The organism is Streptomyces sp. TLI_105, assembly GCF_900105415.1.
Lineage (GTDB): Bacteria > Actinomycetota > Actinomycetes > Streptomycetales > Streptomycetaceae > Streptomyces.
Window position 1 is genome coordinate 4000412 of record NZ_FNSM01000001.1, and the last position, 22649, is coordinate 4023060.

General features: G+C 73.6%; 18 protein-coding genes, 1 tRNA gene and 1 pseudogene. 6 read left to right on the top strand and 14 right to left on the bottom strand.

The window, feature by feature from the left end:
* Positions 1-69: 69 nt before the first annotated feature.
* The gene (locus BLW86_RS18325; protein ID WP_093875028.1) at positions 70-3933 is read left to right on the top strand and encodes a PAS domain-containing protein; all 3864 of its coding nucleotides are present in this window, start codon (positions 70-72) and stop codon (positions 3931-3933) included.
* A 36-nt stretch (positions 3934-3969) separates the two neighbouring features.
* Here the strand turns inward: BLW86_RS18325 and BLW86_RS18330 are convergent, their stop codons facing one another.
* The 10 genes from BLW86_RS18330 to BLW86_RS18375 all read right to left on the bottom strand — a co-directional run bounded on the left by BLW86_RS18330 (position 3970) and on the right by BLW86_RS18375 (position 14377).
* Positions 3970-5622 (bottom strand): long-chain fatty acid--CoA ligase, encoded by a 1653-nt coding sequence (locus BLW86_RS18330; protein WP_093875029.1) that lies wholly within the window; start codon positions 5620-5622, stop codon positions 3970-3972.
* 136 nt (positions 5623-5758) lie between these two features.
* The gene (locus tag BLW86_RS18335) at positions 5759-6304 is read right to left on the bottom strand and encodes a SigE family RNA polymerase sigma factor (RefSeq protein ID WP_093875030.1); all 546 of its coding nucleotides are present in this window, start codon (positions 6302-6304) and stop codon (positions 5759-5761) included.
* 143 nt (positions 6305-6447) lie between these two features.
* Entirely contained in the window at positions 6448-7794 is a 1347-nt protein-coding gene (locus BLW86_RS18340) for a DUF1906 domain-containing protein (protein WP_093875031.1), read from the bottom strand.
* Between the two features lie 52 nt (positions 7795-7846).
* Positions 7847-9013 carry a lipid-transfer protein gene (locus BLW86_RS18345; protein WP_093875032.1) on the bottom strand — a complete coding sequence of 389 codons (1167 nt, stop codon included), beginning with the start codon at positions 9011-9013 and terminating at the stop codon, positions 7847-7849.
* On the bottom strand, positions 9010-9393 hold the full coding sequence (locus tag BLW86_RS18350; RefSeq protein WP_093875033.1) for a MaoC/PaaZ C-terminal domain-containing protein: 384 nt from the start codon (positions 9391-9393) through the stop codon (positions 9010-9012). The genes BLW86_RS18345 and BLW86_RS18350 overlap by 4 nt, the downstream gene beginning before the upstream one ends.
* A gap of 5 nt (positions 9394-9398) precedes the next feature.
* On the bottom strand, positions 9399-10427 hold the full coding sequence (locus BLW86_RS18355; RefSeq protein WP_093875034.1) for an acyl-CoA dehydrogenase family protein: 1029 nt from the start codon (positions 10425-10427) through the stop codon (positions 9399-9401).
* A 1-nt stretch (position 10428) separates the two neighbouring features.
* Positions 10429-11367 (bottom strand): bifunctional MaoC family dehydratase N-terminal/OB-fold nucleic acid binding domain-containing protein, encoded by a 939-nt coding sequence (locus BLW86_RS18360; protein ID WP_177181942.1) that lies wholly within the window; start codon positions 11365-11367, stop codon positions 10429-10431.
* A gap of 173 nt (positions 11368-11540) precedes the next feature.
* A complete protein-coding gene (locus BLW86_RS18365; RefSeq protein WP_093875035.1) occupies positions 11541-12707 on the bottom strand; it encodes an acyl-CoA dehydrogenase family protein in 1167 nt (388 codons plus the stop codon).
* Positions 12708-12909: 202 nt separating this feature from the next.
* Positions 12910-13215, bottom strand: a complete 306-nt coding sequence (locus BLW86_RS18370; protein ID WP_093875036.1) for a hypothetical protein — start codon at positions 13213-13215, stop codon at positions 12910-12912.
* Positions 13216-13867: 652 nt separating this feature from the next.
* On the bottom strand, positions 13868-14377 hold the full coding sequence (locus BLW86_RS18375) for an O-acetyl-ADP-ribose deacetylase (protein ID WP_093875037.1): 510 nt from the start codon (positions 14375-14377) through the stop codon (positions 13868-13870).
* A 400-nt stretch (positions 14378-14777) separates the two neighbouring features.
* On the opposite strand from BLW86_RS18375, the gene BLW86_RS42050 reads away from it, so the two are divergent.
* A complete protein-coding gene (locus tag BLW86_RS42050; RefSeq protein WP_093875038.1) occupies positions 14778-16004 on the top strand; it encodes a hypothetical protein in 1227 nt (408 codons plus the stop codon).
* Positions 16005-16118: 114 nt separating this feature from the next.
* Here BLW86_RS42050 and BLW86_RS18385 read toward each other — a convergent pair whose 3' ends face one another.
* Positions 16119-16562, bottom strand: coding sequence for a hypothetical protein (locus BLW86_RS18385; RefSeq protein WP_093875039.1), 444 nt, complete (start codon positions 16560-16562; stop codon positions 16119-16121).
* Between the two features lie 121 nt (positions 16563-16683).
* Here BLW86_RS18385 and BLW86_RS43185 point away from each other — a divergent pair.
* Positions 16684-16815: pseudogene (locus BLW86_RS43185) on the top strand (NUDIX hydrolase); the annotation flags it as partial.
* An 83-nt stretch (positions 16816-16898) separates the two neighbouring features.
* Here the strand turns inward: BLW86_RS43185 and BLW86_RS18395 are convergent.
* Positions 16899-16985, bottom strand: a tRNA-Ser gene (locus tag BLW86_RS18395).
* A 136-nt stretch (positions 16986-17121) separates the two neighbouring features.
* Positions 17122-18582, bottom strand: coding sequence for a S1C family serine protease (locus BLW86_RS18400; RefSeq protein WP_093875040.1), 1461 nt, complete (start codon positions 18580-18582; stop codon positions 17122-17124).
* Positions 18583-18772: 190 nt separating this feature from the next.
* Here BLW86_RS18400 and BLW86_RS18405 point away from each other — a divergent pair, with 190 nt between their 5' ends.
* From BLW86_RS18405 to BLW86_RS18415, 3 genes are all read left to right on the top strand, one after another.
* Positions 18773-19594 (top strand): glycerophosphodiester phosphodiesterase, encoded by an 822-nt coding sequence (locus BLW86_RS18405; RefSeq protein WP_093875041.1) that lies wholly within the window; start codon positions 18773-18775, stop codon positions 19592-19594.
* A gap of 107 nt (positions 19595-19701) precedes the next feature.
* Positions 19702-20304 (top strand): ATP-binding protein, encoded by a 603-nt coding sequence (locus tag BLW86_RS18410; RefSeq protein ID WP_093875042.1) that lies wholly within the window; start codon positions 19702-19704, stop codon positions 20302-20304.
* Positions 20305-20612: 308 nt separating this feature from the next.
* Complete coding sequence (locus tag BLW86_RS18415) at positions 20613-21590, top strand: DUF5926 family protein (protein ID WP_093875043.1); 978 nt, start codon at positions 20613-20615, stop codon at positions 21588-21590.
* A 221-nt stretch (positions 21591-21811) separates the two neighbouring features.
* On the opposite strand, the gene BLW86_RS18420 is transcribed toward BLW86_RS18415, so the two are convergent.
* The gene (locus tag BLW86_RS18420) at positions 21812-22411 is read right to left on the bottom strand and encodes a hypothetical protein (protein WP_093875044.1); all 600 of its coding nucleotides are present in this window, start codon (positions 22409-22411) and stop codon (positions 21812-21814) included.
* Between the last annotated feature and the right edge of the window lie 238 nt (positions 22412-22649).

Here is a 22649-nt window from a genome sequence, read left to right on the forward strand (position 1 = left end):
GCGGGGCAAGATGGGGCCGGCCGGCCGATGGGCAAGCACGTTGCAGTGCGTCAGGGAGGAAGCGTCGTCGTGAGCAGCAGGCCATCCCGAGGCGCTGCTCGCCTCGCAGCCATACTCGACGCCCTCCCCGACGGCCTCGTGCTCGTCAACTGCAACGGCACGGTCGTCAACGCCAACACCATCGCCCTCGGCATGTTCGAGACGCCGGGCACCGCGCTCGTCGGGCGCGGCCTGCTCGATCTGCTGCCCACCTTCGACTCGCGGCTCATCCCGGGCTCCATGCGCCGCCCCGACGGCGCCGACGAGCGGGGCCGCACCAAGCCGACCCGGATGATCGCCCGCCGCACGGACGGCTCCGAGTTCCCCGTCGAGGTGACCAGCGCCAGCCTGGAGGACGGCCGCGAGGCCTACGACTCGTACGGCGGCTACACCGGCGACGAGCTGCTCATGCTCGTCGTGCGCGACCTCACCGGCACCCTCGACACCGAGGCCGAACTCGCCCGCTCGCAGCGGCAGACCGAGATGATCCTGCGCGCCGCGGCCGAGGGCGTCGTGGGCACCGACACGGACGGCCGGGTCGTCCTCGTGAACCCCGCCGCCGCGCAGATCCTCGGCTACCGCGCCGGCGAGCTCGGCGGCCAGGAGCTGCACCCGCTGATCCTCGCCAAGCGCGCCGACGGCGAGCCCTTCCCGTACGAGGAGTCGCCGCTCGCCGACACCCTCAAGTCCGGCCGCAAGCACCGGGTCCGGGGGCAGGTCCTGTGGGCGAAGAAGGGCGACCGCGTGCCGGTCGACCTGACGACCGCTCCGGTACGGGACGGCGACCAGCTCGTCGGCGCGGTGATGACCTTCACCGACCGCAGGCCGTACGAGGAGCTCGTCGAGAAGCACGCCGCCGAGCTCGCCGACCTGGCCGAGCGGCACGCGGCGGAGCGCGAGGCGCAGGCGGAGAAGTACACCTCCCTGGCCGCCCGTCACGAGCAGCTGACCGCCGTCCTCGCCGAGTCGCTGCGCGGCCCCCTGGAGGAGCTGCGCACCCAGCTGGGCACCCTCGCCGCCGACGACGCCGGGCAGCTGTGGCCGGAGGCCAACCAGGTCCTGCACCACCTGGCCGCCGGGTACGCCCGGATGACCGCGCTCGTCGACAACGTCCTCGGCTACCAGCGGCTCGACGCCGGCGCGGAGAAGCTGGACAAGGCCGTCGTGCTGCTCGACGGGATCGTGTCCGGCGGCATCGACGGCGCCGTGGAGCTGATCGGGCCCGGCCGCGCCCAGTTCGCCGTGCACGCCCCGCCCATCGAGGCGGAGGTGGACGCGGCCCGGCTGACGACCGCGCTCGCGCACCTCGTCGCGGACGTCGCCGGCGTCGACGCGACCGGCAAGAGCAAGGCCGAGCGGACCCCGAGCGACTCCACGATCGTCGTCGCGGCCGCACAGCGCGGTGACGTCGTACGCATCGAGGTCCGCGGCCCGTACGCGGGCGGCGACCCGGTGCACGGGCCCGTCGTGCGCGGCATCGTGGCGGCGCACGGCGGTGTCGTGCAGACCCACGAGGTGCCGGGGACGAGCGGCGGCGCGTACGTGCTCGAGGTGCCGCTCGGAGCCGGTCGGGGCACGGTCCCGGCGCCCGCGCCGGGCGACGCGCCCACGGGCGCACGCGAGGCCCTCGCACTCCCCGCCCAGGCCTCGGGCCCGGTGGCCGGGAGCCCCGTCGCCGGGGCGCCGAAGGCCCTGGGTTCCGCGCAGGGCACCGCATCGCCGTCGTCCGCCGACTCGCTGTCCGTCGCGGCTCCCGGTGGGACGGCCCCCGGCGGCGGCACGGTCGCGGGTTCCGGCACCGTCGTGGCTCCGGCCGGGATTCCGGCGGCCGACCCCGGTCCCGAGGCCCCCGGCGGGGGGCGGCGGCGGGCCCGGCGCGGTTCGACGGACGCCTTCCTGGAGAGCGCGGTCGCGCCCGAGGGCGGTGCGGAGCCGAGCGGGCGCCGCCGTGCCCGTACGGGAGGGGCCGCCGGTCCCGCCGAGCTGATCCCCGCCCAGCAGAACGGCCCGGTGGAGTCCGCCCTCGCGGTGTCCCCCGGCGCGCCCGTCCCGCCGGGTGCCCCCGCCCTCCCCATGACCCCCGGCGTACCCGTCCCGCCGGGTGCCTCCGCCCCCGTGGAGCCCACCGGGCGCCGTCGGGGCCGGCCCGCCGAGGGCTCCGTGGTGACCGCGGCCGAGGGTGCGCAGGGGCGTGCCGCGCTCGGCGCGGCCGTGCCGCCGCAGGGCGTCCCCGTCGAGCCGACGGGCGCTCCCGCCCTGGCCCGCGCCCTGCCCGCCGTCGCCTCCCCTTCCGAGGAAGCCCCGGCGCGGCCGAGCGGCCGCCGTCGGCGCGCGCTGGCCGCCGCGCAGGAGCGGGCCGCCGCGGCCGAGGCCGGGCCCCGCACCCCGTTCGCGCTCGGGCCCGTCGAGGCCGACCGTGACGCCGAGACGGCGCTCCCGGCCGCCGCTCCCGCGGCCGGCCCGCTGCCGGTCTCCGACGAGGGGCAGCACGAGGCCGTACGGGGCGTCCCGGGCGCCGACCACACGCCGCCGCAGCCCCATCCGCACGTACAGCCGCAGCCCGAGGCGACGGCGACGACGACGGCCGAGCCGACCGGTCGACGCCGGGCCGTGAAGGCCCCGCTGCCGGAGCAGACGCCGCAGCCCACGCCTCCGCACACCCCGGAGCCCGCGCCGCAGCAGGCCCCCGCGCCGCAGCCGCGGCCCCTGCCGGTGAACGGTGCCGGCACCGGGACGGGCACCGGCTCCGTACCGCTGCCGCCCGAGCTGCCGATGCCGATGCCCATGTCGAAGGACTCCACCCAGGGCCGGGCGTTCAGCGTCCGCACTCTCGGGCAGGGCGTCCCCTTCGTCCCTCCGACGGCTCCCGCGGCCCCTCCGGCCGCCCCCGCCGCGCCCTCCAACGGCTCGGGGCGGCGGCGCAGGCTCGCCACCCCGCCCGAGGTCGACCCGCCCGTCCCGGCCCCGCTTCCCGCGCCGGCCGAGGCCCGGCCGCATCCGCAGCCGACGGCGCCGGCCCCTTCGCAGCACGACACCCCGGCCGAGGGCCGGGCGTACGCCATAGGAGCGCCCGCCGAGGGTTCCGCCGAGGGCCCTGAGCCGCTCGACGGCCCGGGCGGTGCGGTCGAGGTCGCCAACCGGCCCGCCCCGCGCCCCGTCGACGACGAGCTGCCCCCGGAGCCCCTCGACAACCCGCGCCGGCTGCTCGTCTGGCCCGCGCCCGACGTCTCCACCCAGCAGGCGCTGAGCGACCGCGGCTACCGGCCGGTGATCGTGCACTCCCGCGAGGAGGTGGACGCCCAGATCGCCGCCTTCCCGGCCGCGCTCTTCGTCGACCCGCTGACCGGGCCCATCACCCGGACCGCGCTCCAGTCGCTGCGTCAGGCCGCCGTCGCCGCCGAGGTGCCGGTGCTGCTCGCGGCCGGCCTCGGGCAGGCGACCCGGGAGGCGGCGTACGGCGCCGACCCGGCCGTGCTCCTCAAGGCGCTCGCGCCCCGCGACAGCGAGCAGCACCCGTCCCGGGTCCTGCTGATCGAGGAGCACGAGTCCATCGCGGAGGCGCTCGCGGCCACCCTGGAGCGGCGCGGGATGCAGGTCGCGCGGGCGGCCACGGACACGGAGGCGGTCGCGCTGGCCACCGAGACCCGGCCGAACCTGGTGGTGATGGACCTGATGCAGGTGCGCCGCCGCCGGGCCGGGATCATCGACTGGCTGCGCGCGAACGGGCAGTTGAACCGCACCCCGCTCGTCGTCTACACCTCGGCCGACCTCGTCGAGGAGGAGCTGCCGAAGCTCGACTCCGGCGAGACGGTCCTGTTCCTCGCCGAGCGGTCGAACAGCGCCGAGGTCCAGGCGCGGATCGTCGACCTGCTCGCGAAGATCGGCACCAACTAGAACGGGGAGGGCTTCCGCCCTCCCCGTTCCGGTCCGCTACAGCTGCGTCACGTCCAGCTCGCCCTCCGCGTACTGCCTGCGGATGACCTTCTTGTCGAACTTGCCGACGCTCGTCTTCGGCACCGCCGGCACGATCGCCCAGCGCTCCGGCAGCTGCCACTTGGCGATGCCGCCCTCGTCGGCGAGGAAGGCCCTCAGCGTCTCGTAGTCCGCCGTCGCGCCCTCCTTGAGGACGACGGTGGCGAGCGGGCGCTCGCCCCACTTCTCGTCCGGCACCGCGACGACGGCGGCCTCGGCGACCTCCGGGTGCGCCATGAGGGCGTTCTCCAGCTCGACGCTGGAGATCCACTCACCGCCCGACTTGATGACGTCCTTGGCACGGTCGGTGAGGGTGAGATAGCCGTCCGGGCTGATCACGCCGACGTCGCCGGTCTTGAGCCAGCCGTCCTCGCTGAACTTGTCGGCGGGGCGGATCTCCTCGGCGCCGATGCCGCCGAAGTACGCTCCCGCGATCCAGGTGCCGCGCACCTCCAGCTCGCCCGCCGACTCGCCGTCCCAGGGGAGGTGTTCGCCGCCGGGGCCGACGAGGCGCGCCTCGACACCGGCGGGGAAACGTCCCTGCGTGACGCGGTACGGCCACTCCTCCTCCGCCGTGAGGCCGTGCGGCGGGTGGGCCATCGTGCCCAGCGGGGAGGTCTCGGTCATGCCCCAGGCGTGGCAGAGGCGGACGCCGAGCCGGTCGTACGCCTCCATCAGGGAGGGCGGACAGGCCGCGCCGCCGATGGTGACCTGCTTCATGGAGGACAGGTCGCGGGGATTCGCGGTGACCTCGGCGAGCAGGCCCTGCCAGATGGTGGGGACGGCGGCCGCGTGGGTCGGCTTCTCGCGCTCGATCATCTCGGCGAGCGGGGCCGGCTGGAGGAAACGGTCCGGCATGAGCATGTGGATGCCGGTCATGAAGGTGGCGTGCGGCAGGCCCCAGGCGTTGACGTGGAACTGGGGGACGACGACCAGGGTCGTGTCCTTGGCGGTGAGGCCCATCGACTCGGCCATGTTCACCTGCATGGAGTGCAGGTAGATGGAGCGGTGCGAGTAGACGACGCCCTTGGGGTCGCCGGTGGTGCCGGAGGTGTAGCACATCGCGGCGGCCGAACGCTCGTCGAGCTCCGGCCAGTCGTACGCGGTCGGGCGGCCGGCGATCAGCTCCTCGTAGTCGTGCACGCGCGGGGCGGCGCCGTCCAGGAGGGAGCGGTCGCCCGGGCCCGCGACGACGACGTGCTCGACCGTCGGCAGGTGCGGGAGCAGCGGGGCGAGGAGCGGGAGCAGGGAGCCGTTGACGATCACGACCCGGTCGGCGGCGTGGTTGACGATCCACACCAGCTGCTCGGCGGGCAGGCGGAGGTTGAGGGTGTGGAGCACCGCGCCCATGGAGGGGATCGCGAAGTACGCCTCGACGTGCTCCGAGTTGTTCCACATCAGGGTGGCGACGCGCTGGTCGCCGGTGACGCCGAGTTCGTCGCGCAGGGCGTGGGCCAGCTGGTGCGCGCGTGCTCCGGCCTCCGCGAACGTGCGGCGCTGCGGCTCCGGCTCGCCCGTCCAGGTGGTGATGGTGGACTTCCCGTGGATCGTCATCCCGTGTTGGAGGATGCGGCTCACGGTCAGTTGTACGTCCTGCATGGTGCTGTACACGGGGCGTCCTCCCGGTGGGCGCTACGTGGCAGAAGGGGTGTGGAGATTCTGCGCACATACCGCTCGGTATGTCACTACCCGAGAGTACGGAAATTGCCAGTGGTTGCTGGCGGGACCCGACGACCGACCGTCGCGCCTACCGCACGGGCGTCAGCTCCGGGTCCTCGCGGAGCTTCCCGAGCGCCCGGGAGACCGCGCTCTTCACCGTCCCGACCGACACCCCCAGCACCTCGGCCGTCTGGGCCTCGCTGAGGTCCTCGTAGTACCGCAGGACCACCATCTGGCGCTGCCGCTCCGGCAGCTTCAGGACCGCGCGCCACATCGCGTCGTGCAGCACCTGCCGCTCGGCCGGGTCCGGCTCCGGGAGGCCGACCGGCTCGGGCAGCTCCTCGCAGACGAACTCGTCGACCTTGCGCTTGCGCCACTGCGACGTACGGGTGTTCAGCAGCGCGCGGCGGACGTAGCCGTCCAGGGCCCGGTGGTCCTCGATCCGCTCCCAGGCCATGAAGGTCTTGGCCAGCGCGGTCTGGAGGAGGTCCTCCGCGTCCGAGGGGTTCGCGGTGAGGGAGCGCGCGGTGCGCAGGAGCACGGGTCCACGCGCCCGTACGTACGAGGTGAAGGTCGGGAACGACGCGTACTGCGAGGCACCGGCGCAGACGGGGCCAGAGGGTGGCGGAGTCATGACTCCACGCTAGGAGCGGACGGGTACCCGGCGGATCGGCCCCAGGTCCCGACCCTCCGTCCGCCTCAGGTTGTAGGGGTGGGGACGGCTCCACCTCCTCTGGGTGGAGACCCGGGCCGCCGGCGTCAGGGTCGGTGCCCGCCTCAGGGGCGCCGGGACGCGACGAACGACAGGGGCACCGGGACGCGTGCGGCGAACCGGGCCGGGGCCGGGACCCGGGCCACGGGCGCGTCCATCGCGTTGCGGTCGATCGCGAGGGTGCGCCCGCCGTACGTCTCGGTGACGTTCCCCGCGTACTGGTGGATCCGGGCGTGCGGCGTCCAGGCCTCCGGGTGCAGCACCGACTCGGTGAGCAGCGCCGGCTGCCCCCGCCAGCGCGCGAACCACATCACGTCCGGCAGGTCCCTCGTCCCCGCCCTCCGCTGCGTCTCCATGGCCCGCACCCCCGTGTCGGCGCTGCTGTAGAAGCCGGGGAGGTAGCCGAGGCGCCGCACCTCCCGGTTCCAGGCGCGGACGAACGAGAGGGTGGTCGCGGCGCAGCTCGTGTCGCCCCGCCGGTAGGCCTCGATGTCGAGGTAGAGCGGGCTGCTCGTGCCGATCCCGAGGGCGCTCGCCGCCCGCACCGCGTCGCCTCCCTCCTTGGTGCCCTGGCTCGTGGGGTTGCTGCCGATGGCGAAGCGGCGCTTGGCGAGGGAGTCCACGCACGGGGCCTGGGAGCCGACGAAGAGCGGCAGCAGCCGCCAGCCCATGGCGTGGGCGGAGGCGACCCAGGCGGGGGTGAGCTCCTTCTGGACGGGGCAGCCCCGCCCCCGCCCCCCGAAGTAGATCCCGACGGCCCCGTACGGCGATCCCCGCCAGGCCCTCATCACCGCGAGGGACGGCGCCTCACAGGTGTCGAAGGCCTTCCCTGCGAAGTGCACGGGGGCGGCGAGGACGCCTGGCGCCGCCGGCGCGAGGGCTCCTGGGGCGCCCTGAGCCGCGCGGGCGAGCGGTGCGGCGGTGGAGCGGGGCGCGGTCATGGATCCGGGGGCCGTGGCGGAGTGGGGAGCCGTGGCGGAGCCGGGGGCCGTGGCCGAGCCGGGACCGGCGGCGGGGTCGGGACCGGCGGCGGGGTCGGCCGCGGCCGGGGCGGGCTCCGCGGCCGGGGCGGCGGTCGTCGCGGGCGGGTGTTCGGTTGTCGTGGTGGCGGGGGGCGGGGTGTTGAGGAGGACCGTCCCGGCCAGCGCCGCCATCACGAAGGCGACCACGGCCCGCGCCCCGGGAGGCGGCGCGGAGCGCGGACGGACCGGTGCCGACAGCGGGGCCGGGACGAGGGCGGGGGTGGGGGTGAGGGTGGCTTCGGAGGCGGGTGCGGCTTCGGAGGCTTCGGAGGCGAGGGTGGCTTCGGAGACGGAGGCTTCGGAGACGGAGACGGAGGCGGCGGCTTCGGAGGCTGAGGCGGCTTCAGATGCTGAGGCGGCTTCGGAGGCGGGCGGCGTGCGAGTGCTCATGGCGCGAGTGAAGAACCGCCCGCCCCGCCCGGCCACCGCTCAGGCCGTCGCCTCAGCCGTCCGTGCCCAGGATCAACCCGGACGTGGGAACCCCCGTGCCCGCCGTGACCAAGGTCCGGGCCGCGCCGGACAGCTGGTTCACCGAGGTGCCGCGGATCTGCCGTACCGCCTCCGCTATGCCGTTCATGCCGTGGAGGTACGCCTCGCCGAGCTGCCCCCCGTGGGTGTTGAGCGGGAGCGCGTCGGCCGCGACGAAGTCGGCCGCCTCCCCCGGCCCGCAGAAGCCGAACTCCTCCAGCTGCATGAGCACGAACGGGGTGAAGTGGTCGTAGAGGATGCCCACGTCGATGTCGGAGGGCGCGAGCCCGGACGTCCGCCAGAGCTGCCGGGCCACCACGCCCATCTCCGGAAGCCCGGTCAGGTCGTCCCGGTAGAAGCTGGTCATGGCCTCCTGTCTCCGCCCGGCGCCCTGGGCCGCGGCCAGGATGACGGCGGGCGGGCGCGGCAGGTCGCGGGCGCGCTCGACGGAGGTGACGACGATCGCCTGGCCGCCGTCGGTTTCCTGGCAGCAGTCGAGGAGCCGGAGCGGCTCGACGATCCAGCGCGAGGCGGCGTGGTCGGCGAGGGTGATCGGCTTCCCGTGGAAGTACGCGGCGGGGTTGCGTGCCGCGTGACGCCGGTCGGTGACGGCGACGTGGCCGAAGGCGTCAGGCGTCAGCCCGTAGGCGTGCAGGTACCGCTGGGCGGTCATGGCGACCCAGGAGGCCGGGGTGAGCAGCCCGAAGGGCAGCTGCCAGCCGAGCGCGGCGCCCTCGGCGGAGGGCTCGCGCTGCTGCACTCCGGAGCCGAAGCGCCGCCCCGAGCGCTCGTTGAACGCCCGGTAGCAGACGACGACCTCGGCGACCCCGGCGGCGACGGCGAGCGCGGCCTGCTGCACGGTGGCGCAGGCGGCACCGCCCCCGTAGTGCACGCGGGAGAAGAACGACAGCTCTCCGATGCCGGACGCCTGGGCGACGGTGATCTCGGGGTTGGTGTCCATGGTGAAGGTGACGAGGCCGTCGACGTCGGCGGGGGTGAGCCCGGCGTCGTCGAGGGCCGCGCGCACGGCCTCGACGGCGAGGGAGAGTTCGCTGCGTCCGGAGTCCTTGGAGAACTCGGTCGCCCCGATGCCCACGACGGCCGCCCGCCCGCCGAGCGCGTCCCTGCTGTGCACGCTCATCCCGTCACCTCCACGGTGACCGTCCCGGTGACGTGGTGCCCGAGCCCGTTGGCGCCGACGACCCGGACGCTCGCCGTGTCCCCGTCGACGTCGGTGACCGTCCCGGTCAGGACCATGGTGTCGCCGGGGTGGTTGGGGGCGCCGAGCCGGATGGCGACCTTGCGGAGGACGGCCCGGGGGCCGAAGTGGTCGGTGACGTACCGGCCGACGAGGCCGTTGGTCGTGAGGATGTTCATGAAGATGTCCGGTGAGCCCTTCGCCCGGGCCAGCTCTGCGTCGTGGTGCACGTCCTGGTAGTCGCGGGAGGCGACGGCCCCGGCGACGATCAGGGTGCGGGTGATCGGGATCCGCAGCGGCGGCAGCTCGTCGCCGGGTTTCATGGGCCTCATGACGGGTCTCCCTTCGCGAGCCGGTCGCCGAGTTCGGCGAGGAGTTCGGTGCCGCAGCCCAGGTGGGCGTCGAGCTGCCGGCCCCAGAGGAAGTGCCGGTGGACGGGGTGGTCGAGGTCCGCCCCCAGGCCGCCGTGGAGGTGCTGCCCGGCGTGCACGACCCGTTTGCCCGCCTCGGAGGCCCACCAGGCGGCGGTCAGGGCCGCACCGGCGGCGTCGAGGCCCTCGTCGAAGCGCCAGGCGGCCTCGTAGGCCGTGACCCGGATGGCCTCGGTGTCCATGTGGGCGTCGGCGGCCCGCAGTTGCACCGCCTGGTGGGTCGAGAGCGGCCGGCCGAACTGCTCCCGTACGGACGTGTACTCCACGGCCCTGGCGAGCGACCCGGCGCACACCCCCGCCTGGAGCCCTGCGAAGGCGATCCGCGCGGCGGCGAGCACGTCGTCGTAGGCCTCGGTGCCGCCGAGGCGCTCCCCCGGCGCCCCGTCGAGGACGAGCCGGGCCGCGGCCCAGGGCGCGGTGAGCTCGACGGCCTCGACGGCGGCCGCGTCCTCGGTGCGGACCAGCCAGAGGGCACGGTCCTCGTCCGGTACGAGCACATGGGTGGCGTCCCTGAGCCACGGCACCCAGCCCACGGCGCCGCTGAGTCCTTCGGGACCCGCGGTGACCGTGCCCGGTGCCGGGAGCGCGCCCGTCACCACCGTCGTGCCGTCGCGCAGACCGGGCAGGAGCCGGGCCCGCTGCTCCTCCGTACCGTGCCGGGCGACGGCGAGGATCCCGTACACACAGCTCGCGGCGAACGGCACCTGCGCCGTCCGGCGTCCCTGCTCCTCCAGGAGCAGGACCAGGCCGAGCAGGCCGGTCTCCTCGACGGCGCCGGGCAGTCCGGCCGCGCAGAGCGCCTTCCAGAGCTCGGCGTCCGTGCCGGTCCCGGCGGCCCGGAGCCGCTCGTGAGTGGCGAGGTCGGCGAAGATCCGCCCGGCCAGCTCCCGGGCGGCCTCCTGCTCCTCGGTGGGGGTGAAGTCCATGTCAGTCCTCCCCTCCCGCACGGAAGACGGGGAGCTCGAGGTCCTCGTCGACCCGCAGGAACTCGAGGCGTACGGGCATCCCGATCCGCACCTTGTCGTACGGCACCCCCACCACGTTGCTGATCATCCGCACGCCCTCGGCGAGTTCGATCAGCCCGACCGCGTACGGACCCGCCGCGTCAGCGGCATGAGCGGACACGGTGAAGGCCGGGAAGGACGGGTGGTGCATCACCACGTACGAGAAGACCGTCCCGGCGCCGCTCGCCTCGACCGCGTCCCACTCCCGCGAGCCGCAGTCGGCGCACCCGGGCAGCCAGGGGAAGCGCAGGGCCGCGCAGTCGCCGCAGCGCTGGATCAGCAACCGGTGCTCGGCCACGCCCGCCCAGAAGCCGGCGTTGTCCCTGTTGATCACGGGCCGGGGCCGCCGGGCCGGGGGTTTCCTGGGCGGCCGGGCGACGGGCGCGTACTTGAGGATGCGGAAGCGGTGCGTGCCCGCGAGTTCGCCGCCCACCCGGACGTCCGTCCGTGTCGTCACGAAGTACCCCGTGCCGAGCTTGGTGGTCTTGCGCTCCGACACGGACTCGACGACGGTGTCGAAGCCGATCTCGTCGCCCGGGCGGAGCGGCCGCAGGTACTCCTGCTCGCAGTCGGTCGCGACGACCGAGGTGTATCCGGCGCCGTCGAGGAGGGCGAACAGCTCCTCGTACGCCGAGGACCGGTCCGTGTGCCCGGAGAGGCCGCCCATCGTCCACGCCTGGAGCATGGTCGGGGGCGCGACGGCGTCCGGCCCCCGGTAGGCGGGGTGGGCGTCCCCCATCACCTCGCACCAGTGCCTGATCATGGGCAGGTTGACCGGGTCCTTGCCGGTGCCGGCGGTGGCGGCGGTCAGCCCCTGGAAGACCACGAGCCGCTCGTACAGCGCGTCGGGTGCGTCGGGCACGTCCGGCGCGGCAGGCGCGGCAGGCGCGTCCAGTGCGGCAGGCGCGTCCGGTGCGTCCGTACGGCTCCTCACGGGGGTCTCCGTACCGCTCGCATCGGCCCGCCCCGCACTGCTCCCCGTACCGCTCGCCTCGGCCCGCTCCGTACCACCCCTCGCCGGCCGTTCCGTGGCGCTCATCGCCGCCCCCTCCCCTTCATGCCGAGCCGCATCCTCGCGACGATCTCGCGCTGCACCTCGCTCACCCCGCCCCCGAAGGTGTTGATCTGCGCGGCCCGGTTCATGCGCTCCAGCTCGCCGCCGTCGAGCTCCCCCGGCGAGCCCGCCCGCACCGTCCCCGGCGGCCCCGCGATCTCCTGGCAGATGCGATACACCTCCACCGCCGACTCGGTGCCCGCGAACTTCACTCCGCTCGCGTCCCCCGGGGCCAGCCGGCCGGCCCCCACGTCGCCCACCAGACGCCAGTTCAGCAGGCGTGTCGCGGCCAGCCGGGCATGCGCTTCGGCGGCCCGGATCCGGATCCACGGCTCGTCGATGCGACGCCTGCCCGTCACCGGATCGGGGGTGCGGGCCCGGTCGAGGACGGCCGCGAAGAAGTCCTCCGCCTGCATGCCGATCGCCGCCAGCGCGACCCGCTCGTGGTTGAGCTGGCTGGTGATGAGGCCCCAGCCGCCGTGCTCGGGTCCGACGAGGTTGCCCGCGGGGACCCGTATCCCGTCGTAGTACGTGGCGGTCGTCGTCAGTCCGCCCACCGTCTCGATCGGGGTCCAGGAGAAACCGGGGGAGTCGGTGGGGACGAGGACGATGGAGATCCCGCGGTGCGGCGGCGCGTCGGGGTCGGTGCGGCAGGCGAGCCAGATCCATTCGGCGTTCTGGGCGTTGGAGGTGAAGACCTTCTGCCCGTCGACGCGCCAGGAGTCCCCGTCCCGTACGGCCCGGGTGCGCAGGGAGGCGAGGTCCGTGCCGGCCTCGGGCTCGCTGTAGCCGATGGCGAAGACGGTCTCGCCGCGCAGGATCCGGGGCAGGAAGAAGGCCTTCTGCTCCTCCGTCCCGTACGCCATGAGCGTGGGGCCGACGGTGTTGAGGGTGACCATCGAGACGGGAGCGCCCGCGCGGTACGCCTCGTCGAAGAAGACGAACTGCTCGTCGGGCCCGCGGCCCTGCCCCCCGTACTCCTCCGGCCAGCCGAGACCGAGCAGTCCGTCGGCGCCGATCCGGCGGAGCAGCCGCCGCTGGGCGTCGGCGTCGGTGGCGGGCGGTGGCCCGTCGGGCATCACGTCCCGGAAGTACGCGCGGAGTTCGGCGCGCAGCCGCAGCTGCCGCTCGGTCGGGGCGAGGTGCACGGCGACGGCCTCCCGTGGGACGACTGAGGTTTCTGACTGTCCGTCAGATTCCGTGCGCCTGTCAAGGCCGGCGACGCCCGCACCGCCCCGGAGATCGCGCGGGAAGCGCGACGGCCCGCGCACCGGTACCGAAGTACCGATGCGCGGGCCGTCGTTCACACCACGGTCACGCCCCCCGTCGGGCCGGCTCAGGCGCCGCAGGTCACCACCACGGGTGGAAGTTGACCACGGTGTTGGTCTGGTCGATATGGGTGAGGGCGGAGCCGTTCACACTCGCGGTGTTGTTCTGATTGGAGGCACCGGAACCGGTCGCCACCTGCTGCGTCGTGGTCGAGTTGCCGAGGTTGTGCCCGCCGACTCCGCTGCCGATGATCGTGGCGACGCTCGTGTTCGATCCGTCGTCCGCGAAACCGCCGTTGTCGGCCTGGGCCACTCCGGCGAAGAGCGCGGCGGCGAGGGGGAGGGCGGCGGCAGCGGCGAGGATGCGGGCGGTACGGATGCTTGCCATGTCTGTTCCTCCGGGAACTGAAAGCTGATGCTGTTGCACGGAACTGCTCTACGGAACTTCTCTGTGAACCGCTCTGTGAACTTCTCTGAAGTACGGCCATGTCCAAGGCAGTTGGCCGACCGCCCCGGTCTTCGTGCTCGACGTCGCGAATCCAGAGTTGCCCACCGAATCCCCGGCGAACCACCCTGGAGCGGCTGATTCCCCCGCAAGCGTGAGGACAAGCCGATAAACCCGCCCACAGCGAGGAAGGCGCAGCTCAGCGGGGAGCGGGAGCCCCATGCGCGGCGTGTCGGCCGCCACGGCCGGTGCGCCCCAAGGGGCGAAGCGTTCCGGCAGTTTTTCAGTCAATCCGTCGTACGGAACGACGGTGCCGGGGAGATCCGCGAAGGGACACGAAGAGAAAAGCCGAACACATTCATCGAATAAGCCAATGCGTTCGGCTCCGGTGCCAGGCATCGCGAACCCGGCCTGATCGACAAGACACCCCCTAGGGCCTGTCTGACAATTCGCGTCGGATCAGGCCGGGTCGCTCGGTGCGTGCGATCGGCGTGCGGCCGGGGCGCTCTTGTAGCGGAGCTACTTGGGCGTTTCGGCCGTGCGGCGAGCGCGCGTGCCGGGCGGGCCGGACCCGGCGGGAATTGTCAGACAGGCCCTAGTGCGCGAGGGCGGCCTCGAAGGCGGCGTACGCGGTCGCGTCGAAGAGCACGAAGCGGACCTCCTCCACCTGGGTCGCGGCGGCCCGGACGGTCTCCACGGCGATCCGGGCGCCGTCGTCCATCGGCCAGCCGTAGACGCCGGTGGAGATGGCCGGGAACGCGACCGTACGGTCACCCAACTCGTCGGCCACCCGCAGCGCTTCGCGGTAGCAGGAGGCGAGCAGCCCCGAGCGGTCCTCGTCGCGCGACCACACCGGCCCCACCGTGTGGATCACGTGCCGGGCCGGCAGCCGCCCGGCCGTGGTCGCGACGGCCCGCCCGGTCGGCAGTCCCTTGCCGTAGTGCGAGCTCCGCAGGTCCCGGCAGGCGGCGAGGATCTCCGGGCCGCCCTTCCGGTGGATGGCCCCGTCGACCCCGCCCCCGCCGAGCAGCGAGGAGTTCGCGGCGTTGACCACCGCGTCGGCCGCCTCGGCGGTGATGTCCCCCTGGACGAGCACGATCCGCATCCCTACCCCTGTCTCCGTGGATCTCCGGACCTTATGTCCCCGTTCGCCGGGCGGCACCGCTTTTACCACCTCGCCGGACCGGGAACCCCCGTCCGGAGCCACGGGCGGCCGGGGCGCGGAGCGATGCATACGTACGGGAAGACCCGCTGGAAGCGATGTCACACGTACGGGTGGGTGTGAGGGTCGGGCGGCCGGGCACGGGACCGCCGCTCCGGACGGAGAGGGCGCCTGCGGGCACCGTCGGGCCCTGGAAGCGAAATACCCGGCACACAAGGCATTTCCGGCCTTCAATCGCTCAGAGCTGTGCGCGTGTCTAACCCCAACCCGACGCCTAAATTGTTCAGAATGTCACCTACTGCCCCACTTGAAACTACGAAGTTTCGTTGCCGAGGAGCGTGTCATGCAGATTCGCAGGTGGCTCCCAGACCAGCCCACCCGCATCGGCCGCCATGACTGGCCGGACGAGGGCGTCAAGGGAACACATCTGCGGCTGCAGGCCGGATCCATCGTCGTGCTGGACCGGCAGGCGTGGCGCGTCCTGGACATCACCGGCTATCCGGGCAACCACTGGCCGGAATCCTACGAGAAGGCATGGCGCGACCACGTCGAGCTGTGGTGGCATGCCAACGAACTGCGGCGGGCCGAGAACCAGGCGGTCAAACCGGCCCCCGAACGCGCCGAGTTCTACAGGCGTCCGGTGGTCCTCGTGCTGCGCGACGAGAACCTGCCCCGGTCCGCGGCGAAGCACTGGTGCGCCCCCGCCAGCCAGGACTGGCAGGTCCTTCCCGAGCACTACGCCGTCTGCCGGGCCTGCGGCGAACTGCCGCCCTGCCACCACGGGGAGTACCGCCCGGAAGGCGGCCCCCGCCGCCCCGAGCAGAGCGGCGGCATCCCGCTCCTCGTGCCGGAGGGCTGCTGCATGGGGTGCGCCGAGGAGATCAAGCCGCGGATGCGGACCGTGCGCTTCCCCGGCCCCAACCTCTGGTACCCGGACCTGGGCGACAACACCGCGATCTTCCACGCCCGTTCCTCCTGCGAGGACCAGGTGGAGTACTACCGCGCGCAGTGGCAGAGCGAGTACGCCCAGCCCGCCGCCCACCCGGCTCCCCCGGCGTTCCCCGGCTTCGACCACTTCGTCCTGCCCCGGGCCCGCCGGTCCCGGCCCCCGGTGCTGGGACCGGTCCCACAGCACGGGCAGGACCCCGCCGCGTCCCCGCACCCCCAGGAGGAGGCGCACACCTCGCTGGCCGTCGGCTCCGGCACCTTCTCGCCGTCCTTCGAGGGCTACCGGACGGAGCCCGAGCCGTACCCCTCGGCTCCTCCCCCGCCGCCGCCCCCGCCGCCTTCGCCCACGCCGGTGACCCAGCCCGCACCCGCCCCCGCACCTGCACCTGCACCTGCACCTGCGCAGAGCATGGCCCCCGCCGCCGCTCCCGCCGCTCCCGCCGGGGACGGCGGCCCTGCCGGCCCCGCCGTCCGGGCGGCGGAGGAACTGAGCCGCACCCTCACGGAGCGCCCCGCCTTCCACAACGCGGAACAGGCGGCCCGGGTGATCGAGGAACTCACCGCGGCCGTCCGCAACATCGCCCTCTGCCTGAACAACCCCCAGACCCGCACCCACCTCTGATCCCGCACCCCGGCGACCGTACGGAGAACAGGGAGGGCGGACCCCGGAATCCGGGGCTCACCCTCCGGGCCCCTCGCCGCCTCCGTCGGTCCACGCCTGGTCCACCGGGTCGGCTCAGTCTCCGGAGAAGCCCCAGAAGTAGATCTCCCGCGGCTCGTCCTGGTCGTCGTGGAGCACGGCGCACCGCCCGTACCAACGCCAGTGGTCGAACTCCTCGAACCTCGGCACGTGCGCCCGGGTGAGCTTCCGCGTGCCCAGGACACGCAGCGCCTCCTCCTCGGTCACCTGCTTCATCGTGGAGTAATCCGGCTCCTCATCCGGTCCGATGATCCGGAAGACGTCGAGAATCGAGTGCGTCCCGTCGTGCTGCACGAGCTCGTGCTCCCACAGCTCCTCCTCGGTCTCGGGCCACGGCAGCCGTTCTTCCTCCGGCCTCCAGTCGCCGCCCGGACCCCAGTAGTAGTCCCGCTCCTCGAAGACCTTCCGCCTCAGCGCCTCGAACGCCCCGACGAGATCCTCCTGATACGGCACCGAGTAGTCCCACCCCGACGCGCCCATATGCCGGCCCCTCCCCACACAGCTCTGCCAGAACGGCCGGACGCTAACAGCGGCCACTGACACAGCCCCCCGTTCGTCAGCCCGACATGACACCGGCCGAACCCCACCCCGGCCATCCCCCTCTCCGCGCGGGTGGAGGCCGTGGGGGCACCACGTCGTGAAGCTCCGGCTCCCGGCCGTGACCGCCGTCGTCAACGAGCGGCGCGAGGTCCTGATGATGCGGCGGCACCGCTTCATCACCGACGCCTGGGCGACCGCAGCGTCCTTCTTCCAGTGCGAGCGGTGGATACGAGAGCGGCCCCTGACCGAGTTACCTGGTCAGGGGCCGTTCATCTGCGGTGGGTGTGGGATTTGAACCCACGGAGACATCGCTGCCTCGACGGTTTTCAAGACCGTTCCCTTAGGCCGCTCGGGCAACCCACCCACGCCCCGGCCCACCTGGGGCGGAGCGGGATACACCCTACCGGTTGGGCGCCTCGGGCAGGGAAGACCCGGCAGAGGACGCAGGAGGGGAGCACCGGGTGTCCGGTGCTCCCCTCCTGTCGTTCGGGCGTGTGCCTCAGCTGTCGCCGGTGCGTTCGCCGAGGACGACGGTGGCCGTGGCCGTCTTGCCGTCACGCTCGTAGGTGATCTTCACCGAGTCGCCCGGCTTGTGGGTCCAGATCTCGCTGATCAGGGTCGGGCCGCTGTCGATCGGGTGGTCGCCGAAGCCCGTGATCACGTCCCCGGCCTTCAGGCCCGCCTTCGCCGCCGGGCCGTCGGGCGTGACCGAGGGCGTGCCGCCGGAGCCCTGGCCCGCGATCGTCGCGCCCTGGCCCTTCTCGTTCATGTTCACGGTCGCGCCGATCACCGGGTACACCGGCTTGCCCGTCTTGATCAGCTGCTGCGCCACGTTCTTCGCCTGGTTGACCGGGATCGCGAAGCCGAGGCCGATCGAGCCCGCCTGGGACTGGCCGAAGCCGCCGCTGGTCGACTGGATGGCCGAGTTGATGCCGATCACCGCGCCGCTCGCGTCGAGCAGCGGACCGCCGGAGTTGCCCGGGTTGATCGAGGCGTCCGTCTGCAGCGCGCTCATGTACGAGTTGCTGCCGCCGGAGCCGTCGCCCGAGGCGACCGGGCGGTTCTTGGCACTGACGATGCCCGTCGTCACCGTGTTCGACAGGCCGAAGGGGGCGCCGATCGCGATCGTCGAGTCGCCGACCGCCACCTTGTCGGAGTCCCCGAGCGGCAGCGGCGTCAGCCCCTTCGGGGCGTCCTTCAGCTTCAGGACCGCCACGTCGTAGCCCTCGGCCCGGCCGACGACCTCCGCGTCGTACGTCTTGCCGTCCGAGAAGGTCACGGACAGCGTGCCGCCGTCAGCCGCCGACGCCACCACGTGGTTGTTGGTGACGATGTGGCCTTCCTTGTCGTAGACGAAGCCCGTGCCCGTACCGCCCTCGCCCTCCTGGCCGCCGGACTTCGCCTGGATGGTGACCACGCTCGGCAGGGCCTTCGCGGCGACCGCCGCGACCGTCCCCGGCTCGCGCTTGAAGGAGGCCGGGGCCTGGCCGGAGGAGACCGTGGTCGAGCTGAAGCCGTTGTCGCCGCGCTCGGCCGCCCAGTAGCCGATGCCGCCGCCGATGCCGCCCGCGACGAGCGACGCGACGAGCACGGCCGCCACGAGGCCGCCGGTCCGCCGGCGCGGCGCCGCAGGGGGCACGGGCGGCTGCGGGGCGCCCCAGGCCGGGACGGCCGGCGGGGGCGGCGGCCAACCACCGGCGGGCGCGGCGGCGGGCCCGGGAGCGGGGGTCTGGTACGGAGCCGCCGGGGCCGCGGCCGGAACCGGGGTCTGGACCGCCGTCGGCTCGTCCCCCTGCGGGGCCGTCTGCGGGGAGGGCTCCGGGGCGGGCGCCGGGGCCGCCTGCGAGGGCGTGTCGCCCGTCGGCTTGTCCAGCGACGTCGGGGGGACGGGAGCGGTCGGAGGGGCGGAGGGGGCAGCCGGGTCCGCCGGAACCGGCGTGCCCTCGTTCTCGGTGCTCACAGCTCGCTCTCCTCGTTGACTGCGCGGAATGGGGTACGTGGGTGGCTCCAGGGTGCTGCACCAGCTTTTCCCACAGGACGTCAGGCCGCTGTAAGGCGGAGCTGTGCATTCGCACCCCATCCTTTATATACGGACAGAACGGACTCCTCCCGGGGTGCCCGAGCCACCCCGCCAATGGCACCATGACGCGGTGACTCACGCACGACAGCACCCGAACCGCGTCCCCCTCCAGGTCGTCGCCCACCGCGGAGCGTCCGAGGACGCACCGGAACACACCCTCGCCGCCTATGTGAAGGCCATCGAGGACGGCGCGGACGCCCTGGAGTGCGACGTCCGGCTCACCGCCGACGGCCATCTCGTCTGCGTCCACGACCGACGCGTCGACCGCACCTCGAACGGCCGCGGCGCCGTCTCCGCGCTCGAACTCGCCGATCTCACCGCCCTCGACTTCGGCACCTGGAAGGGCCGGGACGACTCCGGCGAGATCCCCGACTGGCGGGACCCCGGGTACACCTCCGTCCTCACCCTGGAGCGGCTCCTGGAGCTGGTCTCCGACGCCGGGCGCCGGGTCGAGCTGGCCATCGAGACCAAGCACCCCACCCGCTGGCGCGGCCAGGTCGAGGAGAAGCTGCTCCAACTCCTCAAGCGTTTCGGCCTGGACGCGCCCGCGTCCCCCGCCGAATCCCCCGTACGCGTCATGAGCTTCTCGGCCCGTTCCCTGTACCGGATCGCCGCCGCCGCGCCGACGCTGCCCACCGTCTCGCTCGCCCAGTTCGTCTCGCCCCGGCTGCGCGACGGGCGCCTGCCCGCGGGCGCGCGCATCGCGGGCCCGTCGATCCGGATCGTCCGGCACCACCCCGCCGTGATCCTGCGGCTCCAGAAGGCCGGGCACCAGGTCCACGTCTGGACGGTGGACGAGGCGGAGGACGTCGAGCTCTGCGAGCGCCTGGGCGTGGACGCGATCATCACCAACCGGCCGAAGCAGGTGCTCGCCCAGCTGGGGCGTGACTGAGCGCCTCCGGGGCGCCTCGCCCGTCACTCGTTCCCCGTCCGCCACAGGGGACTACAGCCCCTACGGGGCGTGCCCCGGCGCGTTCCGCGCGTACGCGATCGTCACGAGTGCCTCATCCCACACGGATTGGCCGGTTTCCGGTCCAGGCCATTGGGGCATCCACACGGTGGCGTGGGGCAAAGGAGGTCTCGGGGGTGGCGTTGGTGGTGGCACAGGAGGTGCCCACGTCGTCGAGCATGGCCGTACCCCATGGCCCTGCGGGCGTGGGTGAGGCGCGACACCGGATGCGGGACGAGCTGTACCGCAGCGGGGTGTCCGAATCGGTCGTCGACGACGCGGTGCTGATCCTCTCCGAACTGCTCAGCAATGCCTGTCGATACGGCAGGCCGCTGAACCACGCGGAGCGGGGCGAAGGCGATGTACGGGCGGCCTGGCGGGTCGATGCGGGAGGCGGCCTACGGGTCGAGGTGACCGACGGGGGTGGTCCGACACGGCCCGTTCCATCGACGCCCTCGGTCACCGCGCGGGGCGGCCGCGGGCTGAACATCATCGGGGCGCTGGCCCAGGACTGGGGCGTACGGGACAGCGCGACCGGTGAGGTCACCGTCTGGGTGGTCGTCACCGAGGGGCACCGCCGCGAGGACTTCGCCGCGCGCGTCGGCGGCGGCTCGGGCTTCGACTTCCTCGACGCGTACGACGACCTGGACTGAGGCGCGTACGACGGCCCGGACCGAGGTACGACGGATCCGGGCCGATGTACGACGGACCTGGACCGAAGCACGACGGGCCTGGGCCGAAGCACGACGAGCCTGGACCGAAGCGCGACCATCCGGACCGAAGCACGCCGGTCCGAACCGAGAACCGGTGCCGGGAGGTGGTGGCGGGCGCGGCCTTCCGGCGGTGTCCGCCCGGGACGTCGTGCCGCCCCGCCTGAACGGCGCCGGGGCCCGGTGCGGCTAGGCTCGCGCCCGATACAGCACCGCACACAGCACAGCCGCGATCGGGAGAAAGCCACACCATGGCCAAGAAGCGCCCCCAGACGAAGGCCGGCAAGACCGGCCAGGCACAGGTCACGAGCGGGGAGATCCCGGTCGTCGGCGCCCGCGAGCCGTGCCCGTGCGGTTCGGGCCGCCGCTACAAGGCGTGTCACGGCCGGTCCGCCGCGCACGCCGTGACCGAGCTCGTCCAGCGCCCCTTCGAGGGCCTGCCGGGCGAGTGCGACTGGGTCGCGCTGCGCGAGCTGGTGCCGGCCGCCACCGTGCCGCTCACCCTGAAGGGCGGACTGCCGGAGGGCGTGCCGTCGGTGACGCTCGCGACCGTGCTGCCGATGGCGTGGCCGGCGCTCCGTCGCGACGACGGCTCCGTCCTGCTCGCCCTGCAGAACGACTCCACCTCCGGCGACCTGGCCCGCGACCTCGCCGACACCCTCCAGCGCGCTCTGGAGGCGGAGCCGGGCACCCCGGTGCCCGCGCGCCGCGTGCCGGCCGAGGGACCGCGCCTGCAGGAGCTGCTCGACGCGGACGCCCCGTTCGTCCCGGAGGTCCACTCGGGCTTCGAGTTCTGGATCCCGCAGTCCACGGACGGCGCGGACCCGGAGGTCGCGGCCTCCCTGGAGCGGGCCAACGCGGCGGCGATCCCGACGGTGAAGCTGACGAGCGTCGACTCCGCGTACTGGTGCGAGGTTCCGGACAAGAACCACCTCCGCTGGGTCATGCCGCACCCGGAGGAGAAGCTCCTCGACGCGCTCGCCCGCCTCCAGGCCGGCGAGGGCACCTCGCTCGGCGCGGACACCCGGCTCGTCGGCTCGTTCCGGGCCCACGGTCTGATGGTGCCGGTGTGGGACCTGCCGTCCTCGATGACCGCCGAGGACTGCGAGAAGCCGGCGGCCGAGTTCGCCGAGCGGCTGGCCGCGGCGCTCGCCTCGGACGCCCCGCTGACGGCGGAGGAGCGCCGGGCGCGCGGCGGTCTCACGAACCGCCAGGTGACTCTCAGCTGATACCCCAGGTGGTATCGGTGACTGACAGACCGACCAGTCGGTGACTTCCGCCACAAGGCGGGTCCTCGGACGGATAAATCCCTGTCCGAATAACCGAGATCGAATTTGCGAACAGCAGATCTCTTGTTACCGTTCTTGGAGCCCGGTCGCTGGTGCATCCCCCGTCGCCAGCGACCGGGCCTTTCCATGTCCGCCTCCGGCAGCGCCGGGGCGTCCGACGCTCAACTTCCTTCGCCGTCCGCCGTGTTGCTTCCCGCGCGGAGCAGCAGCGGAGTGGTGTCCCCCTCGCCCGCTCCCGCGAATTCCGCGACCGCCGTATACGCCGTGACCGCGTCGCGAGCGCGCTCCCTCGGCGTTTCACAGGTCCCCGGTTCGTCCTGCGCCGGGACCGGACAGCTCACTTGCACGGTCCGTCCGCCGGGGCCCATGAGGGTCAGAAACGCGTCGAACTGTCGGCCCGTGACGTTCCGGTAGTACGTGCGCGCCCAGACCTCGCGTTCCTCGCTCAGGACGCAGGTCTGTGCCTCCGCCCCCTCCGGAGAGGCGAGTTCCGGCCCACACCGCGTGACGCGTTCAGGAGCCGTGGGAACCGGCGGGACCGCGGAGGCCGGCGCGGCCGGCGCGGGAGCGGCGGAGGCCGGTGTACGGGGTCCCAGGCCGAGCCCCCTGAGCAGGTCCCCGGGCTTCGCGTCCCCCTCGGCACTCGCGCCGGCCGGCCGTACGGGGTCCCCCGTCGGCCTCGCCGTCGCGACGAGGGGCAGCAGGACGGCGACCGTGACGGCGGTCCCGAGTCCGACCACGCGGAGGTTCACCGGGCTCATGGGACCCACCTGCTCCTGCTCGGCTGGAGATCCGGAGATCTGGAGATCTTGGACGGTGGGGTGAACATAGCGGCGGGATCCGGGCGCGCGGTCGGCCGCGCGCCCGGATCCCCTGCAAGTCGGACCGGTACACACCCGTTCGGGTGAACGGCTCTGCCCTGTCCCGGGCCGCCTCCGTACGAAAGCCTCCGGCCCGCCTCTGCACGAAAGCCCCGAGCGGCCCCGTACGAAAGCCCCC